Genomic DNA, 21368 nt, shown 5'->3' with positions numbered 1-21368 from the left:
ACGCCCGCCCGGGGTGGCGACCCGTCGACGGTCGCCGGCTCACGACCCCTGGACCGTGATCTCCTGGACCCCGACCTGGTAGCCCCGGTCGTTCGAGGGCAGCGCGGTGAGCCAGAACAGCAGGAAGCGGTACTTCGCGTCGGCGTCGAAGCCGTTGAAGGTCATGGTGGTGCCGTCGTGCTCCTCGAACGGCTGCCCGACCGGGCTCGTCCGGTAGCTCGTGAACAGCAACTTGTCGCCGGCCGAGGTGGAGGGGGGGTCGGTCTTGCCGGCGAAGAGCTGGGCGGACGCCCCGGTGGCGGAGAGGCTCACCTGCACCGACTTGACCGTGCGCTCCTCGCCGAGGTCGATCCAGACCCCCATGCCGCTCTTGCGGTTGCCGAAGTTCGTCTGGGTGTAGGTGTCGGTGTCCCAGCCCTTGTCCTGGTCGCCGTCGGTCACCCTCTCGGCGCCGCCCAGCTCGTCGCGGAGCTTGCTGTCCGGGTCGATGATGCGCACGTCGCTCACCGAGAGCTTGCGCGTGGCGGCGGCGGGGGCCGCCTCGCTGGCCGGGGCGCTGCTGGACGGCCGGGCCACCGGCTCGGTCAGCGGGGGCTCGTCGTCCCCGCCCAGCGCGCTGATCCCGATGAGTAGGCCGACCAGTGCGACCGCCAGCAGGCCGGCGATGCCGATGGCGACCTTCCGGCCGCCCACCGACGCCAGCGGGGACGGCTCGTCGCCGGTCTCCGCGGCGAACCGCAGCGGCCCGGCCGGCTCCAGGTACGGCTCTTCCTCGATCGGAATGTCGAGCCGGCCCAGCTCGGCCGCGAGCACGTCCGACGGGGGCGGGGCGATCCCGGCGTCGAGCAGGTCCATCGTCAGGTCGTCGAGGTAGGCCGGCACCCCGGCGCGGACCTGCCGCGGCGCGGCGATCGCCCCGCTGGCATCCCGGACGGCGTCCGGGATGGCGGCCCGGCCGTGCCCGGCGGTGGCGCCGCGCAACGGGGCCTCGGCGTGCGGCCAGTGCCCGGTCAGGGCGAAGTAGAGGATGCCGCCGACTGCCCGGACGTCGTTCTCCTGGCTGTCGGCGCCGTCGGTGCGGGCGTCGGCCAGCACAACCCGGCCCTCTTGGCTGATCATCACGGTGCCGGGGTGCATGTTGCCGTGCACCATGCCGGTGGCGTGCACGGCGGCCAGCGCGCTGGCCGCCGCGTTGCCGATCGCGGTCGCCCGGCCCGGGTCGAGGGGGCCGTCCGCCACCATCTCCCGCAGGGACTGCCCGTCCACCCACTCGCGGACCACGTACGCCCGCTCGGCCTCGTCGATGGCGTCGTAGACGCCGACCAGATTCGGGTGGATCACCCGGCTGGCCGCGACGGCAGCCTGGAGCATCTCGGTGGCCGAGTCGCCGCCCGGGTAGCGCAGCACGACCGCGACGGGACGGCGCAGCACGACGTCGACTCCGCGCCAGACCAGCCGGCCGGCGCTGTCATTGTTGATGTGCTCGACCAGCTCGTACCGCTCGGCGAGAATCTCACCCGCCGTGGGAGCACCGAAGGTCATGACCGGCGGAGCGCTCTCCTCCGCCTCCTGACCCTCGCCGACCTGGGTCACCCGTCCTCCCTCGGTGATCGTGTCGATCGATGGACCCGCGCTGCTGGGCATGTGGCTTCCCGCTCTGCCTGTTGAGGAACGGCCGACGGTGCCGACGCGGAACGCCTGGCTCAGCCGTACCCGTCGAGAGCGACCTTACCCGGGTTGCCCGCCTCCCCGACATGTCATCTTCCCGCCGCACCCGGCGGAGGTGCCGGGACATGCCGGACTCGTCCGGTTACGGCCGTTGTCGGCCGCGTTGCTGGCACATGTACTAGCCAATCTAGAGGTTGACCGCAAGTAGTCGCCGCAGGGGCCGTGCCGGTGTGGCGGGCCGGTTCCGCCGCCCGGATTCCCCACCTAATGGCCCGTCATGCTCAACCTTCCGGCTGGTTATCCACAGGCCCTTGCGGTCACTGACCCGCGAATCGCTGAGTTATCCACAGGTGTATCCCCAGCCTGGTGATCCCCAGTCACTCTGCGTACCAGCCCGGCCGCAGCGGCTCCCGGCGCGGTGCCGGGTCAGCGCCCGAGCCGGCTGCGGACCATCCCGATCACCTCGGTGATCTCCCTGATCCGCAGCACCATGGCGAGCCCCAGGTACGTCCCGCCGATGACCCCGCCGCCGACCACGATCTGTACCGCCGACTGGACCAGCGTGGGCGCGTCGTCGCCCGGCAGCAGCTTCACCACCAGCAACCCGAGGACGGTGGCTCCGGCGGCGGCGACGGCCACCCGCACGAACGTGCCGGCGATCTGCCCCATCCCGAGCCGGCCCACCCGGCTGCGTAGCAGCCACGCCGAGATGACGGCCGCCGCCGCGTACGAGATGGCGTTGCCGAGCATCATCCCGGCGGCGGCGAAGCTCGCCGCGAAGAGCGAGAAGAGGCCGATCTGCACGGCGACCCGCAGCCCCACCACCGGGATGTTGATCAGAGCCGGCGTCCGGGTGTCCGGCAGCGCGTAGAAGGCGAAGGTGAACAGCTGGCTGATCGCGAACGGCACCAGTGCCACGGCCGCCACGACCAGCACCGGGACGGTGTCCCGGGCGTTCTGCTCGGTGAACGCACCGTGCTGGAACAGGGCGAACGCGACCGGGGTGGCCAGCACGGCGTAGCAGACCCCGATCGGGGCCAGCACCGCGGTGACCGTCCGGGTTCCCCGAGACAGGTCGGCGGCCAGATCGGCGTACCGGCCGTCGGCCGCGGCGGCGCTCATCCGGGGCATCAGCGCGGTGATGATCGACACGGCGATGATCCCGTGCGCCATCATCAGCAGCAGGAAGACGTTGTTGTAGATCAGCGGTCCGGCGGCCTTCTCGCCGCTGGCCCGGCTCAGCAGGTTGAACACCACGACCAGGCCGAGTTGGCTGACCGCGACGTAGCAGAACATCCAGGCACCGAGCCGGCCCAGCTCGGCGAGGCCGAGCTTGCCGAAGTCGAAGCGGAACCGCCAGCGGAAGCCGACCTTGCGCAGCGCCGGCAGCAGGCCGGCGGCCTGGATCGCCACGCCGAGCAGGGTCCCCCCACCGATGAGCAGGACGCGCCCGAGCGACATCTCGCCCGGCTCGACGATCTTCGCTCCGAAGATCGCGATGTAGAGCCCGCCGGTCGCGATCACCACGATGTTGTTGAGGATGGGGGCCCACATCGGGGCCGCGAAGTGGCCCCGGGTGTTCAGCACCGCGCTGATCAGCGCGCTCAGGCCGGTAAAGAAGATCATCGGCAGCATCAGCCGGGACAGCGCGTTGACCAGGTCGCGGTACTCGTCGGTCTGCTGGTCGCTGGCGTACAGCCAGGTCAGCACCGGGGCCAGCGCCACCGCGAGCACCGCCGCCACGGCCAGCGCGATCACCGCCAGGGTGAGCAGCCGCTGGGCGTACGCCTGGCCCCGGTCGTCGTCGGTCTTGCGCCGGCGCACCAGCACCGGGACCAGCACGCTGGTCAGGATGCCACCGAGCAGGAATTCGTACACCATGCCCGGGAAGATCTGCGCCGTGGTGTAGGCGTCGCCGACCAGGGCCCCGCCCAGCGCGGCGGTGAGCACGAGCGTGCGTAGGAAGCCGGTGCCCCGGCTGACCAGGCTGCCGATCGCCATCACCGCGCTGTTCGTCGCGGCGCTCGTCTCCGCGACCACCTCCTGCGGGGGCGCGGTCGACTCCATGGCGGGCTGGTTCAACGGCTCCGCCGAGATGAAGGTGGCGTCGTCGCCCGGGGGCCGTCCGCCGCCCTGCGCGGCGTTCGCGCTGCGGTAGAGACCGCCGCTCATCTTCCAGCCTCCAAGGGGTACGTCAGAGCCGGGCACCGGCCCGCACCCCATGACCATAGTCAACCCCACCGCTCACCCGCGCCCGGCGGATCAGTTCCCCCGCCGGCCCGATAGGCTGGCGATCCCATGTCCGAAGCCTCCGCTCCCCACGCCGCTGACCGCCGCGAGCTCACCGCCGCGCAGCACAACGCCGTCGCCGAACTGCTCCGCGTCTCCCCCGTCGCCGACGAGCTGGGCCGCCGGTTCGCCAGGGCGGGCCACGAGCTGCACCTGGTGGGGGGGTCGGTACGCGACGCCCTGCTCGGTCGACTCGGCGACGACCTGGACTTCTGCACCGACGCACACCCCGACCAGACCCTGCGGATCATCAAGGGCTGGGCCGAGTCGGTCTGGGAGACCGGCCGCGAGTTCGGCACCATCGGCTGCCAGCGCGACGGGTTGCGGCTGGAGATCACCACCTTCCGCGCCGAGGCGTACGACCAGGTCAGCCGGAACCCCGTCGTCGAGTACGGCACCAACCTCACCGACGACCTGAAGCGCCGCGACTTCACGATCAACGCGATGGCGGTCAGCCTGCCCGGGCACCGGTTCACCGACCCGCACGGCGGCCTCGACGACCTCGCCGCCAAGGTGATCCGCACCCCCGGCACCCCCGCCGAGTCGTTCGGCGACGACCCGCTGCGGATGCTGCGGGCGGCCCGGTTCGCCGCCCAGCTCCGCTTCACCGTCCACCCGGACGTGCGCGCCGCGATGGCCCGGATGGCCGCCGACCTCGACCGGATCACCGCCGAGCGGATCCGCGACGAGTTCACCAAGCTGCTCTGCGGCGCGGACCCGATCACCGGGCTGCGGCTGCTGGTCGACACCGGGCTGGCCGACTGCTTCCTGCCCGAGCTGACCGGGCTGAAGCTGGAGATCGACGAGCACGCCCAGCACAAGGACGTCTACGAGCACACCCTCACCGTGGTGAGCAACGCCGTGTCGTACGAGACCGACGGCTGCGACTTCGTCCTGCGGATGGCCGCGCTGATGCACGACGTCGGCAAGCCGGCCACCAAGGCGGTCGGGTCGGACGGCCGGGTCAGCTTCCACCACCACGAGGTGGTCGGCGCCCGGCTGACCAAGGCCCGGATGAAGGCCATGAAGTACCCGAAGGACGTCACCACGCAGGTGGTCAAGCTGGTCGGCCTGCACCTGCGCTTCTACGGGTACGGCCGGGGCGAGTGGACGGACTCGGCGGTGCGCCGCTACGTCACCGACGCCGAGGACCTGCTGCTCCGGCTGCACAAGCTGACCCGCTCGGACTGCACCACCCGCAACCGGCGCAAGGCCGCCGCCCTGGCGGCGGACTACGACGCGCTGGAGGAGCGGATCGCCCGGATCGAGGCCGAGGAGGACCTGGCCCGGGTCCGCCCCGACCTGGACGGCAACGCGATCATGGAGCTGCTCGGCGTGCCGCCGGGGCCGGTCGTCGGCCGAGCCTGGAAGCACCTGAAGGAGCTGCGCCTGGAGCGCGGCCCGCTGGACCGCGACGAGGCCGAGGCGGAGCTGCTGCGCTGGGCCCGAGAACAGGGCATCACGCCGACCTGAGCGTGGAAAAGGGGCCCTGGCCGACGGATGACGTCGGCCGGGGCCCCTTTTCGTCAGCTCAGGCGTCGACCGCGGGCTTGCCGCCGCCGGACTGGGCCGCCCCGAGCTTGCCGAGCAGACTGGCCAGGTCGATGCCGGTCAGGTCGGTGCCGAGCTGGAGCCCCTGCGCCACGTTGCTCGCCACCGACTTCGTCAGCGAGGACGCCCCGTCGGTGGAGATCACCGTCATCTTGTCGATCGCGCCGATCGGCGCGCTGGCCGCCGCGACCACCTGCGGCAGCACCCGGACCAGCAGGTCCAGCACCGCCGCCTCGCCGTACGCGGCGAATGCCTCGGCCTTGCGGGCCATCGCGTCGGCCTCGGCCTGACCCTTGGCCAGGATGGCAGCCGCCTCCGCCTGCCCCTCCCGCTCGACCGCCTCGGCGATCGCGGATCGCCGGCGCTGCTCGGCCTCGCCCTCCTTGGCGCCCTCGATCGCGTTCGCCTCGGCCAGGGCGGCCCGACGGGCCCGCTCGCCCTCACCGGTGAGCCGGGACTGCTCGGCGACGGCCTGCGCGGCGGCGATGGTGGCCTGCCGCTGGGCGTCGGCGTTCAGCACGGCCGCGTTGCGGGCCGCCTCGGCCTCCTGCTCCACCTTGTACCGGGCGGCGTCGGCCGGCTTGCGCACCTCGGTGTCGAGCTGGCGCTGCTTCAGCTCGGCGTTGCGCTCGGCCACCTTCTGCTGCTCGGAGAGGATCGCCTGGTCCCGCTCGGCCTGGGCGAGCGGGCCGGCCGCCGCCGACTTCGCCCTCGCGGCGTCGATCTCGGCCTGGATGGCGGCCTGCTTCAGCGACAGGTTCCGGTTCGCCTCGGCGATGGCCTCCTCGGCCAACAGTCGCTCCTGCTCGGCCTGCTGCCGGGCCCGGGCCTCGGCGATCGAGGCGTCCTTGAGCACCCGGGCCGCCTCCGGGCGCCCCAGGTCCTGCAGGTACGACCCCTCGGCCACGATGTCCTGGAGCTGGAAGGTGTCCAGCACCAGGCCCTGGTTGGTCATCGAGTGCTCGGCCTCCTCGGCCACCGCGCTGGCGAATGCCGCCCGGTCCCGGATGACCTCCTCGACGGTGAGCCGGCCGACGATCGAGCGCAGCGCGCCGGCCAGCACCTCGCGGGTGAAGTTGTCGATCTCGTCCTGCTGGTGCAGGAAGCGCTGGGCGGCGGCGCGGATCGCGTCCTCGGTGCCGCCCACCTTGACGATGGCGACGCCGTGCAGGTCGGCCCGGATGCCCTGCTTGCTCACCGCGCCCTTGATGCCGACGTCGATGCGGCGGCTGGACAGGTCCAGCGACTGGATCTTCTGCACCACCGGCAGGACGAAGACCGACGCGCCGAGGACGACCTTCTGCCCGGAGTTGTCGGTGGACCGGCCACCGTCGGCGTTCTGCGTGGTCCGGCCCTTGCGACCGGTGACGATGAACGCCTCGTTGGGCCCGGCGACCTTGATCCGGGAGAGCACGAAGAGGAGGAGGAAGACGACGAGGAGGACCACGCCGCCGATGGCGATGAGAAGGGGCATGCGACTTCCGCTCCGAGGGGTGTGAGGGGGGTTCGGTTGATCCCTGCGGCAGGGTTCAGTAGGTCTCGACGTACACGCTGGTCTCGCTCAGGGCCTCCACCACGAAAACCTGGGCGCCGATCGGGATCGGCTCGTCGGCGCGGGCGTTGAGCTTCACCGGCAGGCCGGCGACGCGGATGCGGACCTCGCCGTACCCGCCCGCCGGCACCGGGGTCACCACCAGGCCGAGCGCGCCGACCAGGTCGTTGCGGGTGGGAGTGGGATCGGTCCGCATGGCGCGGGCCGCCCGGCTGAGCCGGACCGCGAGCCAGGCCGTGGGCACAGCAGCCACCGCGCCGCCGGCCACCGCCGCCGTGATCATCCCCGGGGTACGCCCGCCGACCAACTCGTTGACGATCGCGGCGCCGAAGCCGAACGCACCGGTGAAACCGGCTACCGCCTCGACGGACACCGGCCCGTCGACGCCGGGATGGCCGAGCTGGAACAACTCCGCGCCGAGCAGAGCCAGCGCCAGAACGGCGACGCCCGCCCCGCCGATGATCAGGAAGATGAGCGTCCCCGAGGCCATGAGCTGCACGGTAGCCCTGCCGCGCAAGGTCGCCGCGGCCCTTGGCCCACGCCCGGCGGAGGCGGTGGGGCAGGGCGCGTCAGGTGGAGGCCGTAGGGCAGGGGCGTACCGGCGGAGGCGGGGGCCGGTCCACGCTCAGCGCGGGGCGGGGGAGAGTTCCAGGGTGGCAACCTCGCGCGGCACGGGCTGCCGGGCCAGCTCCCGCCCGGCCGGATCGGCGAGCACGAAGTCCCGGTAGCCGTACAGGCGCCGGTAGAGGAGGCGGTCGTCGGAGACGAAGACGGCGTCGGCCGTCGGCAGGGCCCGGAGCACCCGGCCGGTGGCCGTCTCCACCAGCAGTGGTTCGGTCTGGCCCTGCACCACCACCAGCCGGCTGTCCGGCGACCAGGCCCACGGGCCGACCGGGTCGCCGGGCACGGCCACGAACCGGGTCGGCCGGCCGTCGTCGGCGGAGAAGAGCTGAACGCCCCGGCGGGGGTGCCGCGCCGACTCGGACCGGGGGGCGGACGCGTCGGTCTGCTGGAGCGCCAACTCCCGGCCGTCCCGGGTCCAGGTGAAGAAGCAGTGGTCGGTGCAGAAGTAGCGGACGGTGTCGACGGGGTAGCGACGGAACCCGCCGTCCGTGGAGAGGACGCCGATGAACCGCTCCCCGGTGTCCTTGTCGCTGATCGTCACCACCAGTCGCCGCCCGTCCGGCGACCACTGCGGCGGCCCGACGCCAGGGCCGACGCGGATCCAGTTGGTCCGGCCCCGGGCCGTGTCGCCCAGTCCGATCTCCAGGGGCCGGTCGGCGTCGACGAGGGCGGTGAACGCGCCCCTCGGCGCCGGCCACACCCCGGCGTAGCCGTCGGCGCGCTGGTAGCGGTTCCGGCTCCGGTCCAGCACCCAGCCGGTGCCGCCGCTCAGGGCGCTGCCGACCACCCAGCCTCCCGGCAGGACCAGCGGCGACGCCGTCCAGTCCCGACCCGGGGTCGGGAGCAGGTCCGGGCCGGGGTTTGCGCTGACGGTCGGCTCGGGCACCGCCGGCAGGCCCGGCGGTCGATGCCGCAGCAGCACGAACGGCAGGAGCACGGCGGCGACGGCGAGCACTGAGACGCTCACCACCATCGCCCGGCGGCGGGCCCGCACCCGCCGGCCGCGCCGCAGCGCACCGGCCGCCAGGTCCGGGACCGCACGGGCCTCGCCCGCGAGTCCGTGTACGGCGGCCCGCAGCGCCTCCTCGGCGGACGAGTTCATCGGTTCACCTCCGGCCGGTCGGCGTGGTCGACGAAGTCGGGCACCAACTGCCGGAGCTTGGCCAGCGCCCTGGACGCCTGGCTGGCCACCGTCCCGGTCCGGCAGCCGAGCAGGGCGGCGGTCTGCTCCACGCTCAGGTCCTCCAGGTACCGCAGGGTCAGCACCGCCCGCTGCCGGGGCGGCAGCGTCAGCAGGGCGTCCCGCAGCAGCATCCGAAGATCGATGTCGTGCCCGCTGTCCCGCTCAGCCGGGGGCTCGGGCAGCACATCGACCGGCACCTCCGGCCGCCGGGAGCGGCGCCGCCAGCCGGAGACCTGGTCGTGGTACAGGATCTTCTTCACGTACGGCTCGGCGTCGCCCCGGATCCGCGGCCAGCGCGCGTACGCCTTGGCCAGCGCGTTCTGGAGCAGGTCCTCCGCGCCGTGCTGGCTGCCGGCCAGGGCGTACGCGAAGCGCAGCAGGGCCGTGCCCCGCTCGTTGACGAACGCGGTGAACTCCCCGTCGGTCACCTCAGTCACCGCCCACCTCCGATGCTCAAGACGCCCACCGGAGCCGGAATCTTGCCTCGTCGGGCGACCGGGTCGCGGCGCGGTCGGACCGGGAGGGAAGAATGGGGGTATGCGCTGGACCGTCCTCGACTCGCCGATCGGCGAGTTCTCCGTGGCCACCGACGACGCCAGGGTGTGCGGCGCGCACTTCGGGCGGGTCGCGGCGGCGGCCGAGGCGCCCGGCGACGAGTTGTCCGGGCGGGCCGTGGCGGAGCTGCGGGCGTACTTCGCCGGCGAGCTGACCGAGTTCACGGTGCCGGTGACGGTGCGCCGGGGCTCCGAGTTCGAGCGGGCGGTGTGGCGGGAGATGACCCGCATCCCGTACGGGGAGACGATGACGTACGGGGCGGTGGCCAAGGCCGTGGGGGACCAGGGCGCGGCGCGGGCGGTCGGGGTGGCCTGCAACCGCAATCCGATCCCGGTGATCGTGCCCTGCCACCGGATCGTCGGCGCGGGGGCGAAGCTGGTCGGCTTCGGCGGCGGCCTGCCCCGCAAGGTGACGCTGCTGGAGCTGGAGGCCCGGGTCGCCCTGCAACGCGCCTGGTCGTGACCGGGGGGTCGGCGGGGGCGGCTCAGCCCGCGACGAGGAACGCGACGCCCAGGCCGATCAGCGTCAGCACCGCGATCCCGCCCCCCGCGATCCCCGCGATCAGCCCGATCTTCGTGCTCCGGTCCATGGCCCGCTGCCACCCGGACGGGACCAGCACAGAGTCCACGAACGCGGTCAGCTCGCGGGAGTCGAACCGGTACCTGCGCACCAGGCTGCCGTCGTCGTGCAGGCCGACAACCGCGCCGCGCCGGAAGCTGATCTGGGTGCCCTTGAAGACGCTCGCGCTCAGGGACGCGCCGATCACCTGCCCGTCGATGCCGAACCGGTAGCTCAGCTTCCGGCTCTCCTGCTGCCGGGTGTAGATCCGGTTCGCGTCGTCGAACCGCAGCACGACGGCGTGCTCGATGGTGAGCCCGCTGCGGTGGAACAGGGTGTGCCAGCGCATGTCGGCCACGGCCAGCCCGACCCGCGCGCCGCCCGGGACGGGGGTCACCGCGTACGGGGTGTCGCGGGCCCGTTGCACGAGCTGGGCGACGATCTGCGAGGAATCCACGGTTTGCTCCTTACTGCCGCGCCGGAGTGGGAGGGGCGGTGGCCGGCGCGAAGCGCGAGGGCCGGGTCCCGACGGACCCGGCCCTCGCGGTGGTGCTGGTGGTCAGCGCGTCAGCGCTCGACCTCGCCCTTGATGAAGGACTCGACGGCGGCGTGCGCGTCGTGGTCGGAGTACTGCACCGGCGGGGACTTCATGAAGTACGACGAGGCCGACAGGATCGGGCCGCCGATCTTCCGGTCCAGGGCGATCTTCGCGGCCCGAACGGCGTCGATGATGACGCCGGCCGAGTTCGGCGAGTCCCACACCTCGAGCTTGAGCTCGGCGTTGAGCGGGGTGTCACCGAAGGAGCGGCCCTCCAGGCGGATGTACGCCCACTTGCGGTCGTCGAGCCACGGCACGTGGTCCGACGGGCCGATGTGCACGTCGCTCTTCTGCATCTCGTGCGGGATCTGCGAGGTGACCGACTGGGTCTTCGAGATCTTCTTCGAGACCAGCCGCTTGCGCTCCAGCATGTTCATGAAGTCCATGTTGCCGCCGAAGTTGAGCTGGTACGTGCGCAGCAACTCGACGCCGCGGTCCTCGAAGAGCTTCGCCAGGGCGCGGTGCACGATGGTGGCGCCGACCTGGCTCTTGATGTCGTCGCCGACGATCGGCAGGCCCGCGTCGGTGAACTTCTGCGCCCACTCGGGGTCGGAGGCGATGAAGACCGGCAGGGCGTTCACGAACGCGCAGCCGGCGTCGATCGCGGCCTGGGCGTAGAACTTGTCGGCCTGCTCGGAGCCGACCGGCAGGTAGGAGACGACGACGTCGACCTGCGCGTCGCGCAGCGCCTGCGCGACGTCGACCGGCGCGGCGTCCGACTCCTCGACGATCTCGCGGTAGTACTGGCCCAGACCGTCGAAGGTCGGACCGCGCTGCACGCTGACGCCGGTCGGCGGCACGTCGCAGAGCTTGATGGTGTTGTTCTCGCTGGCGACGATCGCCTCCGCGAGGTCCATGCCCACCTTCTTGGCGTCCACGTCGAACGCCGCGACGAACTCCACGTCCGAGACGTGGTAGTCGCCGAAGGTGACGTGCATGAGACCCGGGACGCGGTCCTTCGGGTCGGCGTTGCGGTAGTACTCCACGCCCTGCACGAGGGACGAGGCGCAGTTTCCCACACCGACGATGGCGACGCGGACGGAGCCCATAGCGTCTGCCTCCTTCTTCTTCATCACGGCCGCTCTTTCCTGGACTCTCCAGGCGGAGGCGGGCTGTCGTTATCTCGTCGGCCGCCAACCATCCCGGCTCGCGGGATCGTCGGGGCACGGCCGGAGCGCTCGTTGGCGATGAGCTCCTCCAGCCAGCGGACCTCGCGCTCACAGGCGTCGAGACCGTGGCGTTGCAGTTCCAGGGTGTACGCGTCGAGGCGCTCGGCCGCCCGGCCCAGCACGTCGCGAAGACCCTCGCGACGCTCCTCGATCTTTCGGCGGCGACCCTCCAGGATGCGGAGTCGGGTCGCCTGGTCAGTGCGGGCGAAGAACGCGAAGTGCACACCGAAGCCCGTGTCGTCGTACGTCTCAGGACCGGCCTGCCCGATGAGCTGGGCGAAGCGTTCCTTGCCCTCCGCAGTGATCTTGTAGACCACCCGACCTCGTCGGCTGGTCAGCGCGGGAACCTCCTCGGCGGTCGCGGGTGCCTCGGCGGCTTCGGTGATCCATCCCGCCGCCTGCAACCTGCGCAGGGTCGGGTAGAGCGAGCCGTAGCTGATCGCCGCCCGGATCGCGCCCAGCTTGGCCGCGAGCTCCTTGCGGAGCTCGTAGCCGTGCATCGGGGACTCTTGGAGGAGGCCGAGGATGGCGAGCTCGAGCACGGGCCACCCCTTCTTACCCCTGACGCGTGGGCGTAACCACCGCGATGTATCGGACCGATACATCGCACGTTAGCTGCTTACCCAGGATCAGGGCAAACCCTTCGAAGCGAGTTCCCGGGGTGACGGAATGTGACGGTGGTCGCCTCGTCGGGCCTGACCGCGTACCCTTCTCCGCATGCGTACGCAGCGCCAGGTGGTCGACTACTCGCTCCGGAAGCGGGCGGTGCTGCGTGAACTCCTCGCCGGCCGGGTCGGCACGTATGACGTCTGCGACGCGTCCCCGTACCTGAAGAACGCCGCCCGGTTCCACGGGGAACCGACCGAGGAGCGCTGCCCGATCTGCCGCAGCGAGAACCTCACCCACGTTCACTACATTTACGGGGACGAGCTCAAGCAGTCCGCCGGGCAGGCGCGTACTCTGACCGAGTTGCCCGTCCTGGCGATGACGCTGCGTGAGTTCCAGGTCTTCGTGGTGGAGGTGTGCCTCGGCTGCGACTGGAACCATCTCGTCGAGCAGTACCTGCTCGGCCGGGACGGGTTGGCCGGTGACACGGAGGCAGGGGCGGAGCAGGGCGCGGTGGGCGGCACGGCCGCCTCGGTCGCTGGTGCCGGTCCGGCCATTCGGCGGAGGCGAGAGGCGCAACGGTGAATCCAGCTGGTTCGGTTGGCCCGGTGTGGCGAAAGCGGGACGACCGACAGCCCTTTGGCCTGATTGGCCCGATTGATCCGGAAGCAGCGCCCCCGACCCGACAAGCTCGGGCGGGGACTTCGCGTGTTTCAGCTCACGGCAACCCGGTGGCGGCGCGCTCGCGTCCCACCGCGACCGGCAGGGTGTGAGGAATGAACTCGTACGGCGATCCCAGCTCCTCGCGCGGGCGGTCCCAGATCCCGGGCGCCAACAGCGACCCAGGCACGGCCGACGCGCACGGCCGCGGCGGCGACGCCCGCGGCAACGGCTGGTCACCAGAGGGTACGGCACAGGGCGGCCGTGCCTCGGTCGCGCCCCGGGCGGCCGCTGGCGGCCGGGCCTCCGTGGGCGGCTCGGCATCCGTGCCGCCGCCGCGCGGCGCCGCCGGCTCCGCCTCGGTCGGGTCCGCCTCGGTCGGGCGCGCGGGCGCGGGCCGGGCCTCGGTGCCGGCCCCCGGCGCACCGGCGGCCGGACGGGCCGGCGCGGGCCGCGCCTCGGTGCCCGTCTCCCCGGCGCCCGGCGGTGCCCCGGCCGGGCGGGCCTCGGTCGGGGTCGGCTCCGCCGGGCGGGCGAGCGTCGGGTCCGCCGCAGTGGGCGGGCTCGCCGGCCGGGCGACCGTCGGCCGGGCCGGGGTGGCCCCGGTCTCCGGCGGCGGTGCGGGCGGGCCGGGCGGCCCCGGCGGGCCCTCGGGGCCGGGGCGGGGCGGTCGCGGCGGTCGCGGCGCGGGCGACCCGAACACGATCGCGCGGGCGAAGAAGCGTCGCCGGATCAACATGCTGATCGCCGGCTTCGCGATCTTCATCATGCTGGCCGGCATCGGCGTCGTCGGGTTCACGTACTACTCCACCACCGTCGTGCTGCCCGAGCAGTTACCGCTGCCGCTGTCCACCACCGTGTATGCCAAGGACAACAAGACGGTCCTGGCCACGCTCGGCGACCAGAACCGGCAGCTCGTCAAGATCGGCGAAATCCCGCAGCACGTGCAGGACGCGGTGGCCGCAGCGGAGGACCGGAACTTCTACCGGCACTCCGGCGTGGACTACAAGGGCATCGCCCGGGCCGCGTGGAACAACATCTCCAACGGCGACAAGCAGGGCGCCTCGACCATCACCCAGCAGTACGCCCGCAACGCCTATGCGAGCCTGAAGGACGACACGTACGCCCGGAAGGTCAAGGAGGCGATCCTCGCCTCCAAGCTCAGCGAGGATTACACCAAGGCCGAGATCATGGAGCACTACCTCAACGTGATCTACTTCGGGCGCGGCGCGTACGGCATCGAGGCGGCGGCGCAGACCTACTTCGGGGTGCCGACCAAGAAGCTCACCGTGGCCCAGGCCGCGGTGCTCGCCGCGCTGATCAAGCAGCCGGTCAAGAGCGAGACTCACATGGGCTACGACCCGGCGGTCAACCTGGTCGACGCGAAGTCCCGGTGGACATACGTGCTCGACGGCATGACCGCCGAGGGTTGGATCAACGCCCCGAACAAGCCACAACGACCGACCGATGCGCAGTACCCGAAGACGCTCAACCCGAAGGCCGCCGGCTCGGCCGCGTTCGGCGTGGGCACCCCCCGCGGCAACGTGATCAACTACGTTCGGGAGGAGATGGAGCAGTGGGGCATCTGCACCAACTCGGAGGCTGCCGGCAAGGTCAGCTGCGTCGACGCGCTGCGTGAGGACGGCTACCGGATCCAGACCACGATCGACCCGAAGCTGCAGGCCGCTGCGGAGAACACCGCGATGCGGGCCAAGAAGAACTCCGAGCTGGCCGGCCAGCCGAAGAACCTGATGGCGGCGGTGGTCTCGGTCGACCCGAAGACCGGCCGGGTGCTCGCCTACTACGGCGGCGACAGCGGCGCGGACTTCGACTACGCCGGCAAGAACACCGACTCCGCTGGCAACCTCACCGGCGGCCACGCCCCGGGTTCGTCGTTCAAGGTCTACACGCTGGCAGCCGCGATCAACGCCGGCATCTCCGTGAAGTCGCACTGGGACGCCACCCCGTTCAAGCCGGAGGGCTTCAAGAACGAGGTGCAGAATGCGGGCCGGGGCGCCGGCGTCTGTAAGAAGTGGTGCACCCTGGAGGAGTCGACGGTCAAGTCGTACAACGTGCCGTTCTTCCACGTCACCGCGAAGATCGGCCCGGACAAGGTGGTCGACATGGCCCGCGCAGCCGGCGTCAGCACGATGTGGACCACCTCCGACAACCCGCCGAAGCCGGTCGACCTGACCAAGAAGAAGGGCGAGGATGTCGCCCCCGCGCCCTTCTACCACGTGATCGGCTACGGCCAGTACCCGGTGACGGTCCTCGACCACGCCAACGGCCTGGCCACCCTCGCGAACGAGGGCAGGTACAACAAGGCCCACTTCGTGATGAAGATCGAGAAGCAGAACGTGGACACCGGCAAGTGGGAGCCGGTCAACGGGGAGAAGCTCAATTCCCAGCAGCGGATCCGCGCGGACGTGGCCAAGGAGGTCACCAGCGTCCTCAAGCAGATCCCCGGTCCCAACGGCCGGTCGCTGGAGAACGGCCGGGAGGCGGCGGGCAAGACCGGCACCTGGGAGTACGACAGCAAGCACAACGCCCACGCCTGGATGGTCGGCTACACCCCGCAGATCGCCACCGCCGTCTGGGTGGGCAGCAAGGACCCGAAGAAGCCGCAGATCATCGACAAGGACGGCGTGGACATCGGCGGCTCCAAGCTCCCCGGCGCCATCTGGCAGCGGTACATGAACGCCGCGCTGAACGGTGAGGACAAGAGGAGCCTGCCGTCGGTCACCGGGATGGGCGATCAGGACGCCGGCAACGGCACCGAGCCGCCGCCCCCGGTCCAGCCGGAGCAGCCCAACTGCGACCCGCTGAACATCTTCTGCCCGCAGACCCCCGGCAACCCGGGCAACCCGGGCAATCCCGGCAACCCGGGGACCCCGGGCAACCCAGGCGGTACCGGCGCCCCGACCGACCCCCGGCCGGGAGGGAACGGCAACGGCGGTAACGGCGGCGGGCTGTTGCCCACCGTCGCGCCCCGCACCCGCGAGTGAGCGGACCGGGCTGAGCATCGACGCCGCCGGCGGCCGGACACCACGTCCGGCCGCCGGCGGCGTTTCGCGTACCGGAATGTTCGCGCCTGGGTGGGACGCGGAGGCCACCGATACGGGATGATTCCTGTCCATGAGCACCCAGTCGACGGCAGACATCGACGACGCCGGGTCCAGCGACCACCCGTCCCGTTCGGACGGCTTCGTCCGCGGCGCCTCGGAGTTGATCGGCGGCCCGCTGGGCGACCACGCGGTCGCGTTGGACCGGCCCGCCGGCCGCGAAAGTCGGTTCTGGACGGCCGCCCGGATCGTGCTGGCCCTGGCCTGCCTGACCCTCGCGCTGCACTGGGTGCAGAAGTCGCCCTGCCAGGACGGTGCCTGGCAGAACAACGTGCAGTACACCCGCATGTGCTACACCGACGTGCTGGCGCTCTACTACGCCGAGGGGCTCAACGAGGGCAAGGTGCCCTACCAGGACCACCCCGTCGAGTACCCGGTGCTGACCGGGTACTTCATGGGCGCGCTCGGGCTGCCGGTGCACGCGCTCGGCGTCGACAACCCGGAGATCAACCAGGGGCAGTGGTTCTACAACCTCAACGTCCTGGTGCTCGGCGCGCTCGCGGTGGCCACCGTCGCGGTCATCCTCAACCTGCGCCGCCGACGACCGTGGGACGCCGCCCTCTTCGCGCTCGCCCCCGCCCTGTTCCTCACCGCCACCGTCAACTGGGACCTGCTCGCCGTCGGGCTGGCCGCGTTCGGGCTGCTCGCCTGGGCCCGCCGCCGTCCGGTGGTGGCCGGGGTGCTGCTCGGCCTGGCCGGGGCGGCCAAGATGTGGCCGCTGTTCGTCCTCGGGCCGATCCTGGTGCTCGCCCTGCGCGCCAACCGGCTCCGCGCCGGCCTCACAGCCGTCGGGACGGCGCTGGTGGCCCTGGTCGTGGTCAACCTCCCGGTGGCGCTGCCCTACCGCGACAACTGGGGCCGCTTCTTCGAGCTGAACACCACCCGGCCCATCGACTGGGGCACCCTGTGGTACATCGGGCGCTACCTCGACGGCAAGGTCAACACCGGTGGCCCCGGCTCGACGGGGCCGTTCGATTGGCTGAACGCCAACATCCCCACCCTGAACTGGCTCTCATACGCCCTCTTCGGGCTGGCCTGCCTCGGGGTTGCCGCGTTGGCGCTGCTGGCGCCGCGCCGACCCCGGCTGGCCCAGCTCGCCTTCCTGGTCGTCGCCGCGTTCCTGATCTTCAGCAAGGTCTGGTCACAGCAGTTCGTGCTCTGGCTGCTGCCGTTGGTCGTCCTCGCCCGGCCGAAGTGGGGCGCGTTCATCGCCTGGCAGGTCGCCGAGATCGGCTACTTCGTCGCCTTCTACGGCGAGCTGCTCGGCACTGCGACCAGCCGCCCGGTGTTCCCCGAGGGGGTCTTCGTGCTGGCCTCCGCGCTTCGGTTGGGCACCGTCGTGCTGCTCTGCGTGCTGGTCGTCAAGGAGATCCTGGACCCGGGCCGGGACGCCGTGCGGGCCACCTACGCCGACGACCCGGACGGCGGCGTGCTCGACGGCGCACGGGACGCGCCCTGGCTGAGCCGCTGGCGGCGACGGCGGGCCGACACCGACACCGCCGCCGAACCGGCCCCGGCGGGCACCTGACGCCACCGGGCCCGGTCGGCTGTCAGAGCCGGTAGACCACCGCGCCGCCGACCTCCTCCCGGGTGATGCCGAGGGCATCGACCGGAGCGTCGATCGTCGTCTCCCACGGCGTGCCCGCGATCCGGTCGCGCAGCACCACCACGTTGCGGACGCCCAGGTCGCGCAGGTAGGTCACGCTCGTCTGGTTCGGGAAGCTCTCCGCGACCTGCCGAATCTCGGCCTGCCGGAGGGGCGTGAAGCCGCTGCCGCCGTTGACCATGTCCTGGAACCTGCTCGTCGACCACAACATCACCGGCTGGTCGAGGTTCTGGCTGCTCGGCAGCACCAGCATCGGGCCGTCCACCGACCGCATCGCGGCGGGCTGGGCCGGCACCACCGGATGCGGCGTGCTGTTCAGCCCTTCGGCGGCCACCAGCAGCAGCGGCAGCACCGTGGCCAGCCGCAGCCACGGACCCGGCCACGGCGGGACCCGCTCGGCGGCCCACTCCCGCACCCGGACCGCGAAGGCGCTGACCGCGCCCGCGGCGAGCAGCCCGAGCAGCAGCGTCGTCCACAGCATCATCCGCCCGGGCGTGCGCAGGCCGTTCCAGCCGGGCAGGTACTCGAACAGCAGCCCGTAGGTGAAGGTCCCACCGAAGAACCGGGTGCCCATCGCCAGGACCATCGTCACCACCACCCCGGCGAGCAGCAGCAGCCGGTGCCGCAGTCGCCACACCGAGAAGAACAGCCCGCCCGCGGCGAGCGCGTACAGCACGAAGCCCGGCAGCAGGGTCATCTCCGGGTGCCAGGGCAGGACCGACCGCGCGCCCTCGTGCAGGCCGCCCCACACCCGGGACTCCGCCGGGGCGGTGAAGAAGCCCGAGAGCGGCGGCGAGTAGACGCCGATGTCGCCGAGCGTTCGCGCCGCGTTCGAATGCAGCTCGGTGACCTTGAAATAGGGGACGGCGAGCAGCCCGCCCACCCCGGCGAAGAGCAGCGCGCCGACCACGTCGGCGACGAGCAGCCGGACCCCGAACGGCCGGGGGTTCGACCGCCGCCGGACGAACCACGTTACGGCGGCGACCAGCGTCGCCCCCGCCAGCACGTACGCGAACGGCAGCCCGATGCCGAAGCCCAGGCTGAGCTGCCAGGCGGCCACCAGCCAGCCGCCGTACGCCCACCCGGCGTGCCGCCGCTCGGGGCGGTAGCCGTGGCGCAGCGACCAGCCGTGGCCCCGGGCCAGCATGGCCAGCGCCAGCGGGATGCCGCCGTTGGACACGATGTGCAGGTGACCCGCCTGGGCGAGCAGCCAGGGGGCGTACGTGTAGCTGACCCCGGCCACCGCCGCGCCCGCCCGACCCGCGCCGAGCTGCCGCGCCAGCGCGTACGCCCCGAACGTGGCCAGGGCGTGGGCCAGCAGGAACATGATGTTGTACCGCAGCAGGGCGGCCTCGGGGCCGGTGCCGATCATGCCGGCCGGCGCGTAGCCGAGCAGGGTGTCGGAGAACGCGAAGTTCCACGGGTCCGGGAAGAACGTGTTGGACTGCCACAGCTGCGCCGGGTCGGTCAGCAGGATGTGCCCCGACCAGGCCATCTGCCAGGCCTGGAGGCTCGGGTCCCAGTAGTCCTGGGGCAGCGTGTAGAGCGGGTAGCGCAGCGTCGGCCAGGTGAGCGCGACGGCCAGGGCCAGCGAGGCGAACACGGCCAGGGTCCACTCGTGGACCAGGAACTGGCCGACCGCCCGCAGGACACGCCTCACCCGCCCGGGCACCGGCTCCGGAGCGGGGGCGAACGCCTCCCACCGATCCGGCTTCGCCCCGTCGCCGTCCTTCGCGGTCTCGCCGTCCTTCGCGGTGCCGCCGTCCTTGTCCGCCTTCTCCTTGTCGGCGTCCTTCGCCGTTCCGTCGTCCTTGTCCGCCACCTCCTTGTCCGCCGCCTTCTTGTCGGCGTCCTTTTCGGTGTCGCCGCCCTTGGCGGCGTCCGTGTCTGCGGACCTGGTGACGGCGTCGTCCTGAGCGGCGTCGTCCTTCACGATGCCGGCGTTCCCGCCGTCGGCGCCGTCCCCCGTTGTGGGCTCGGCGGGCTGCCCGGCGTCGGCCGGGTCGCTGCCGGCTGCCTGCCCGCCGTCGGTCGCCTCGCCGTCCCCGGTGCCCTTCGTGGCGGTGTCCGGGGTCTTCACGGCGGCACCGTCCACCAGCGGACTCCCGCCGGTCTTGTCCTCGTCGGTGGCGTCGACCCGCTCGGTCGTCATGCCGCCGGGCTTCCCGCGCCGAGCCGGTCGCGCAGGAACGCGATGTCGGTGCCCTGACCGTCCACCCCGCCCGGGGTCTCCACGATCGCCGACGCGCCCGCCGCCCGGATCACCGCCACGACCAACTCCGGGTCGATCGTGCCGCCGCCGAGGTTGTCGTGCCGGTCCCGGCCCGAGTCGAACGCGTCCTTGGAGTTGTTGGCGTGGACCAGGTCGATCCGGCCGGTGATGGCCTTGACCCGGTCGACCAGGTCCAGCAGCTCCTCACCCCCGGCGTGGGCGTGGCAGGTGTCCAGGCAGAAGCCCACCTCGTACTCGCCGACGGCGTCCCAGAGCCGGGCCAGCGCGTCGAGGCGACGGGCGCAGGCGTTGTCGCCGCCGGCGGTGTTCTCGATCAGCACCGGCAGGGCGAAGCCGCCGGACTCCGCCGCGTACGCGAAGGTCTTGCGCCAGTTGTCGAAGCCGACCGCCAAGTCGTCGCCCGCGTTGACGTGCCCCCCGTGCACGATCAGGCCCTTCGCGCCGATCTCCGCCGCCGCGGTGGCGTGGCCGAGCAGCAGCTTCCGGCTCGGGATGCGGATCCGGTTGTTCAGCGTCGCCACGTTGATGACGTACGGCGCGTGGACGTAGAGGTCGACCTCGGCGGCCCGTAACCGGTCGGCGTCCTCCCGTGGTTGCGGGGCCTTCCAGCCCTGTGGATCGGAGAGGAAGAACTGCACGGCCTCAGCGGCCCGGGCGGCCGCCTCCGACAGCGGGTCGGCGGAATCGACGTGGGCTCCGATACGCATGGAGGCGAGCCTACGTCGCGGCACCGACGCGCGGGGTGACGGTGCGCCCGGGGTGGCGGTATCCGGCACGGGGCGGACAGGGACGAGGCCGGGGGTGGCGTCACCGGGGGCGGGGGCGGTCGTTGGTCCGGGTGGGATCGACGGTCGGCTCTCCGGGGCGCGGGCCACGGGGCGACCGGGCTCCGGCCGGAGCGGGATCCGCCGTACTGCAGGCCGTCCTGGAGCGGCTGCCAGCGGGGCGGTCCGGCGCCAGCCGATGCCATCCCGCCCGGAACTATCCTCAGAAGCCGGGGCAAAAGTTCCAATAAGCCCCACAGGCGACGATAGTCATTGTACGGTCAGATAACAACACGATGAAGCTCCGCGGGGCGTCGCGATCCAACCTCATCGGTGTGGTCGTTCCTCCCCAGGTCCCACCCAAGGAATGCGGACGGGACGCCCCGCGGCCTCGTGACGGGGGCCCGGGCCGACGCCAGCGTCGGCCCGGGCCCCCGTCCTGCACGGCTGTTCCGTGCCGCCGGATCCGCCGTCCGGTCGGCCGTGCCCGCCGGCGACCCGCCGGGAGCGGCCGACCTGCCCGGGCATGATCGTTCGGACCGGGTATTCTGGTCCGGTTGTCCGCGTCCGGCCGGGTTCCCCCGGTCCGGAGCGGGCAGACGCACGACCTCCTGCCGCGGAAGGACCGTG

At 72.1% G+C, this 21368-nt stretch carries 16 protein-coding genes; 5 read left to right on the top strand and 11 right to left on the bottom strand.

Annotated features, from left to right (window positions below; genetic code table 11):
- Positions 1–39: 39 nt before the first annotated feature.
- Both OG617_RS13895 and murJ read right to left on the bottom strand, forming a co-directional pair.
- Positions 40–1644, bottom strand: coding sequence for a protein kinase family protein (locus tag OG617_RS13895; RefSeq protein ID WP_405101922.1), 1605 nt, complete (start codon positions 1642–1644; stop codon positions 40–42).
- 450 nt (positions 1645–2094) lie between these two features.
- On the bottom strand, positions 2095–3840 hold the full coding sequence (gene murJ / locus OG617_RS13890) for a murein biosynthesis integral membrane protein MurJ (protein WP_405101920.1): 1746 nt from the start codon (positions 3838–3840) through the stop codon (positions 2095–2097).
- 126 nt (positions 3841–3966) lie between these two features.
- Here murJ and OG617_RS13885 point away from each other — a divergent pair, with 126 nt between their 5' ends.
- Positions 3967–5430, top strand: coding sequence for a CCA tRNA nucleotidyltransferase (locus tag OG617_RS13885; RefSeq protein ID WP_405101918.1), 1464 nt, complete (start codon positions 3967–3969; stop codon positions 5428–5430).
- 58 nt (positions 5431–5488) lie between these two features.
- On the opposite strand, the gene OG617_RS13880 is transcribed toward OG617_RS13885, so the two are convergent.
- From OG617_RS13880 to OG617_RS13865, 4 genes are all read right to left on the bottom strand, one after another.
- Positions 5489–6982, bottom strand: coding sequence for a flotillin family protein (locus tag OG617_RS13880; RefSeq protein WP_405101916.1), 1494 nt, complete (start codon positions 6980–6982; stop codon positions 5489–5491).
- 55 nt (positions 6983–7037) lie between these two features.
- Positions 7038–7550, bottom strand: coding sequence for a hypothetical protein (locus OG617_RS13875; RefSeq protein WP_405101914.1), 513 nt, complete (start codon positions 7548–7550; stop codon positions 7038–7040).
- Between the two features lie 135 nt (positions 7551–7685).
- Complete coding sequence (locus OG617_RS13870; protein ID WP_405101912.1) at positions 7686–8786, bottom strand: hypothetical protein; 1101 nt, start codon at positions 8784–8786, stop codon at positions 7686–7688.
- Positions 8783–9304 (bottom strand): SigE family RNA polymerase sigma factor, encoded by a 522-nt coding sequence (locus OG617_RS13865; RefSeq protein ID WP_405101910.1) that lies wholly within the window; start codon positions 9302–9304, stop codon positions 8783–8785. The genes OG617_RS13870 and OG617_RS13865 overlap by 4 nt, the downstream gene beginning before the upstream one ends.
- Positions 9305–9404: 100 nt before the next feature.
- Here OG617_RS13865 and OG617_RS13860 point away from each other — a divergent pair, with 100 nt between their 5' ends.
- Positions 9405–9884, top strand: a complete 480-nt coding sequence (locus OG617_RS13860) for a methylated-DNA--[protein]-cysteine S-methyltransferase (RefSeq protein WP_405101908.1) — start codon at positions 9405–9407, stop codon at positions 9882–9884.
- A gap of 22 nt (positions 9885–9906) precedes the next feature.
- On the opposite strand, the gene OG617_RS13855 is transcribed toward OG617_RS13860, so the two are convergent.
- The 3 genes from OG617_RS13855 to OG617_RS13845 all read right to left on the bottom strand — a co-directional run bounded on the left by OG617_RS13855 (position 9907) and on the right by OG617_RS13845 (position 12289).
- Positions 9907–10437: a hypothetical protein gene (locus OG617_RS13855; protein ID WP_405101906.1), complete on the bottom strand. Its 531-nt coding sequence runs from the start codon at positions 10435–10437 to the stop codon at positions 9907–9909.
- A 110-nt stretch (positions 10438–10547) separates the two neighbouring features.
- Positions 10548–11627 (bottom strand): inositol-3-phosphate synthase, encoded by a 1080-nt coding sequence (locus tag OG617_RS13850; RefSeq protein WP_405101904.1) that lies wholly within the window; start codon positions 11625–11627, stop codon positions 10548–10550.
- 23 nt (positions 11628–11650) lie between these two features.
- Positions 11651–12289, bottom strand: coding sequence for a PadR family transcriptional regulator (locus OG617_RS13845; RefSeq protein WP_350880212.1), 639 nt, complete (start codon positions 12287–12289; stop codon positions 11651–11653).
- A 175-nt stretch (positions 12290–12464) separates the two neighbouring features.
- On the opposite strand from OG617_RS13845, the gene OG617_RS13840 reads away from it, so the two are divergent.
- The 3 genes from OG617_RS13840 (at position 12465) to OG617_RS13830 (ending at position 17663) form a co-directional block, all read left to right on the top strand.
- On the top strand, positions 12465–12938 hold the full coding sequence (locus OG617_RS13840; protein WP_405101902.1) for a DUF5318 domain-containing protein: 474 nt from the start codon (positions 12465–12467) through the stop codon (positions 12936–12938).
- A gap of 191 nt (positions 12939–13129) precedes the next feature.
- Positions 13130–16018 (top strand): transglycosylase domain-containing protein, encoded by a 2889-nt coding sequence (locus tag OG617_RS13835; RefSeq protein ID WP_405101900.1) that lies wholly within the window; start codon positions 13130–13132, stop codon positions 16016–16018.
- Between the two features lie 130 nt (positions 16019–16148).
- On the top strand, positions 16149–17663 hold the full coding sequence (locus OG617_RS13830; RefSeq protein WP_405101898.1) for a glycosyltransferase family 87 protein: 1515 nt from the start codon (positions 16149–16151) through the stop codon (positions 17661–17663).
- A 22-nt stretch (positions 17664–17685) separates the two neighbouring features.
- Here the strand turns inward: OG617_RS13830 and OG617_RS13825 are convergent, their stop codons facing one another.
- The gene (locus OG617_RS13825; protein ID WP_405101896.1) at positions 17686–19893 is read right to left on the bottom strand and encodes a hypothetical protein; all 2208 of its coding nucleotides are present in this window, start codon (positions 19891–19893) and stop codon (positions 17686–17688) included.
- Entirely contained in the window at positions 19890–20681 is a 792-nt protein-coding gene (locus tag OG617_RS13820; RefSeq protein WP_405101894.1) for a deoxyribonuclease IV, read from the bottom strand. Before OG617_RS13820 ends, OG617_RS13825 begins: the two co-directional genes overlap by 4 nt.
- Positions 20682–21368 lie beyond the last annotated feature (687 nt).

This window comes from Micromonospora sp. NBC_01412 (assembly GCF_045040215.1).
GTDB lineage: Bacteria > Actinomycetota > Actinomycetes > Mycobacteriales > Micromonosporaceae > Micromonospora > Micromonospora rubida.
The sequence above is the reverse complement of the archived record's forward strand: the minus strand, read 5'-3'. Positions and strand labels throughout refer to the sequence as shown.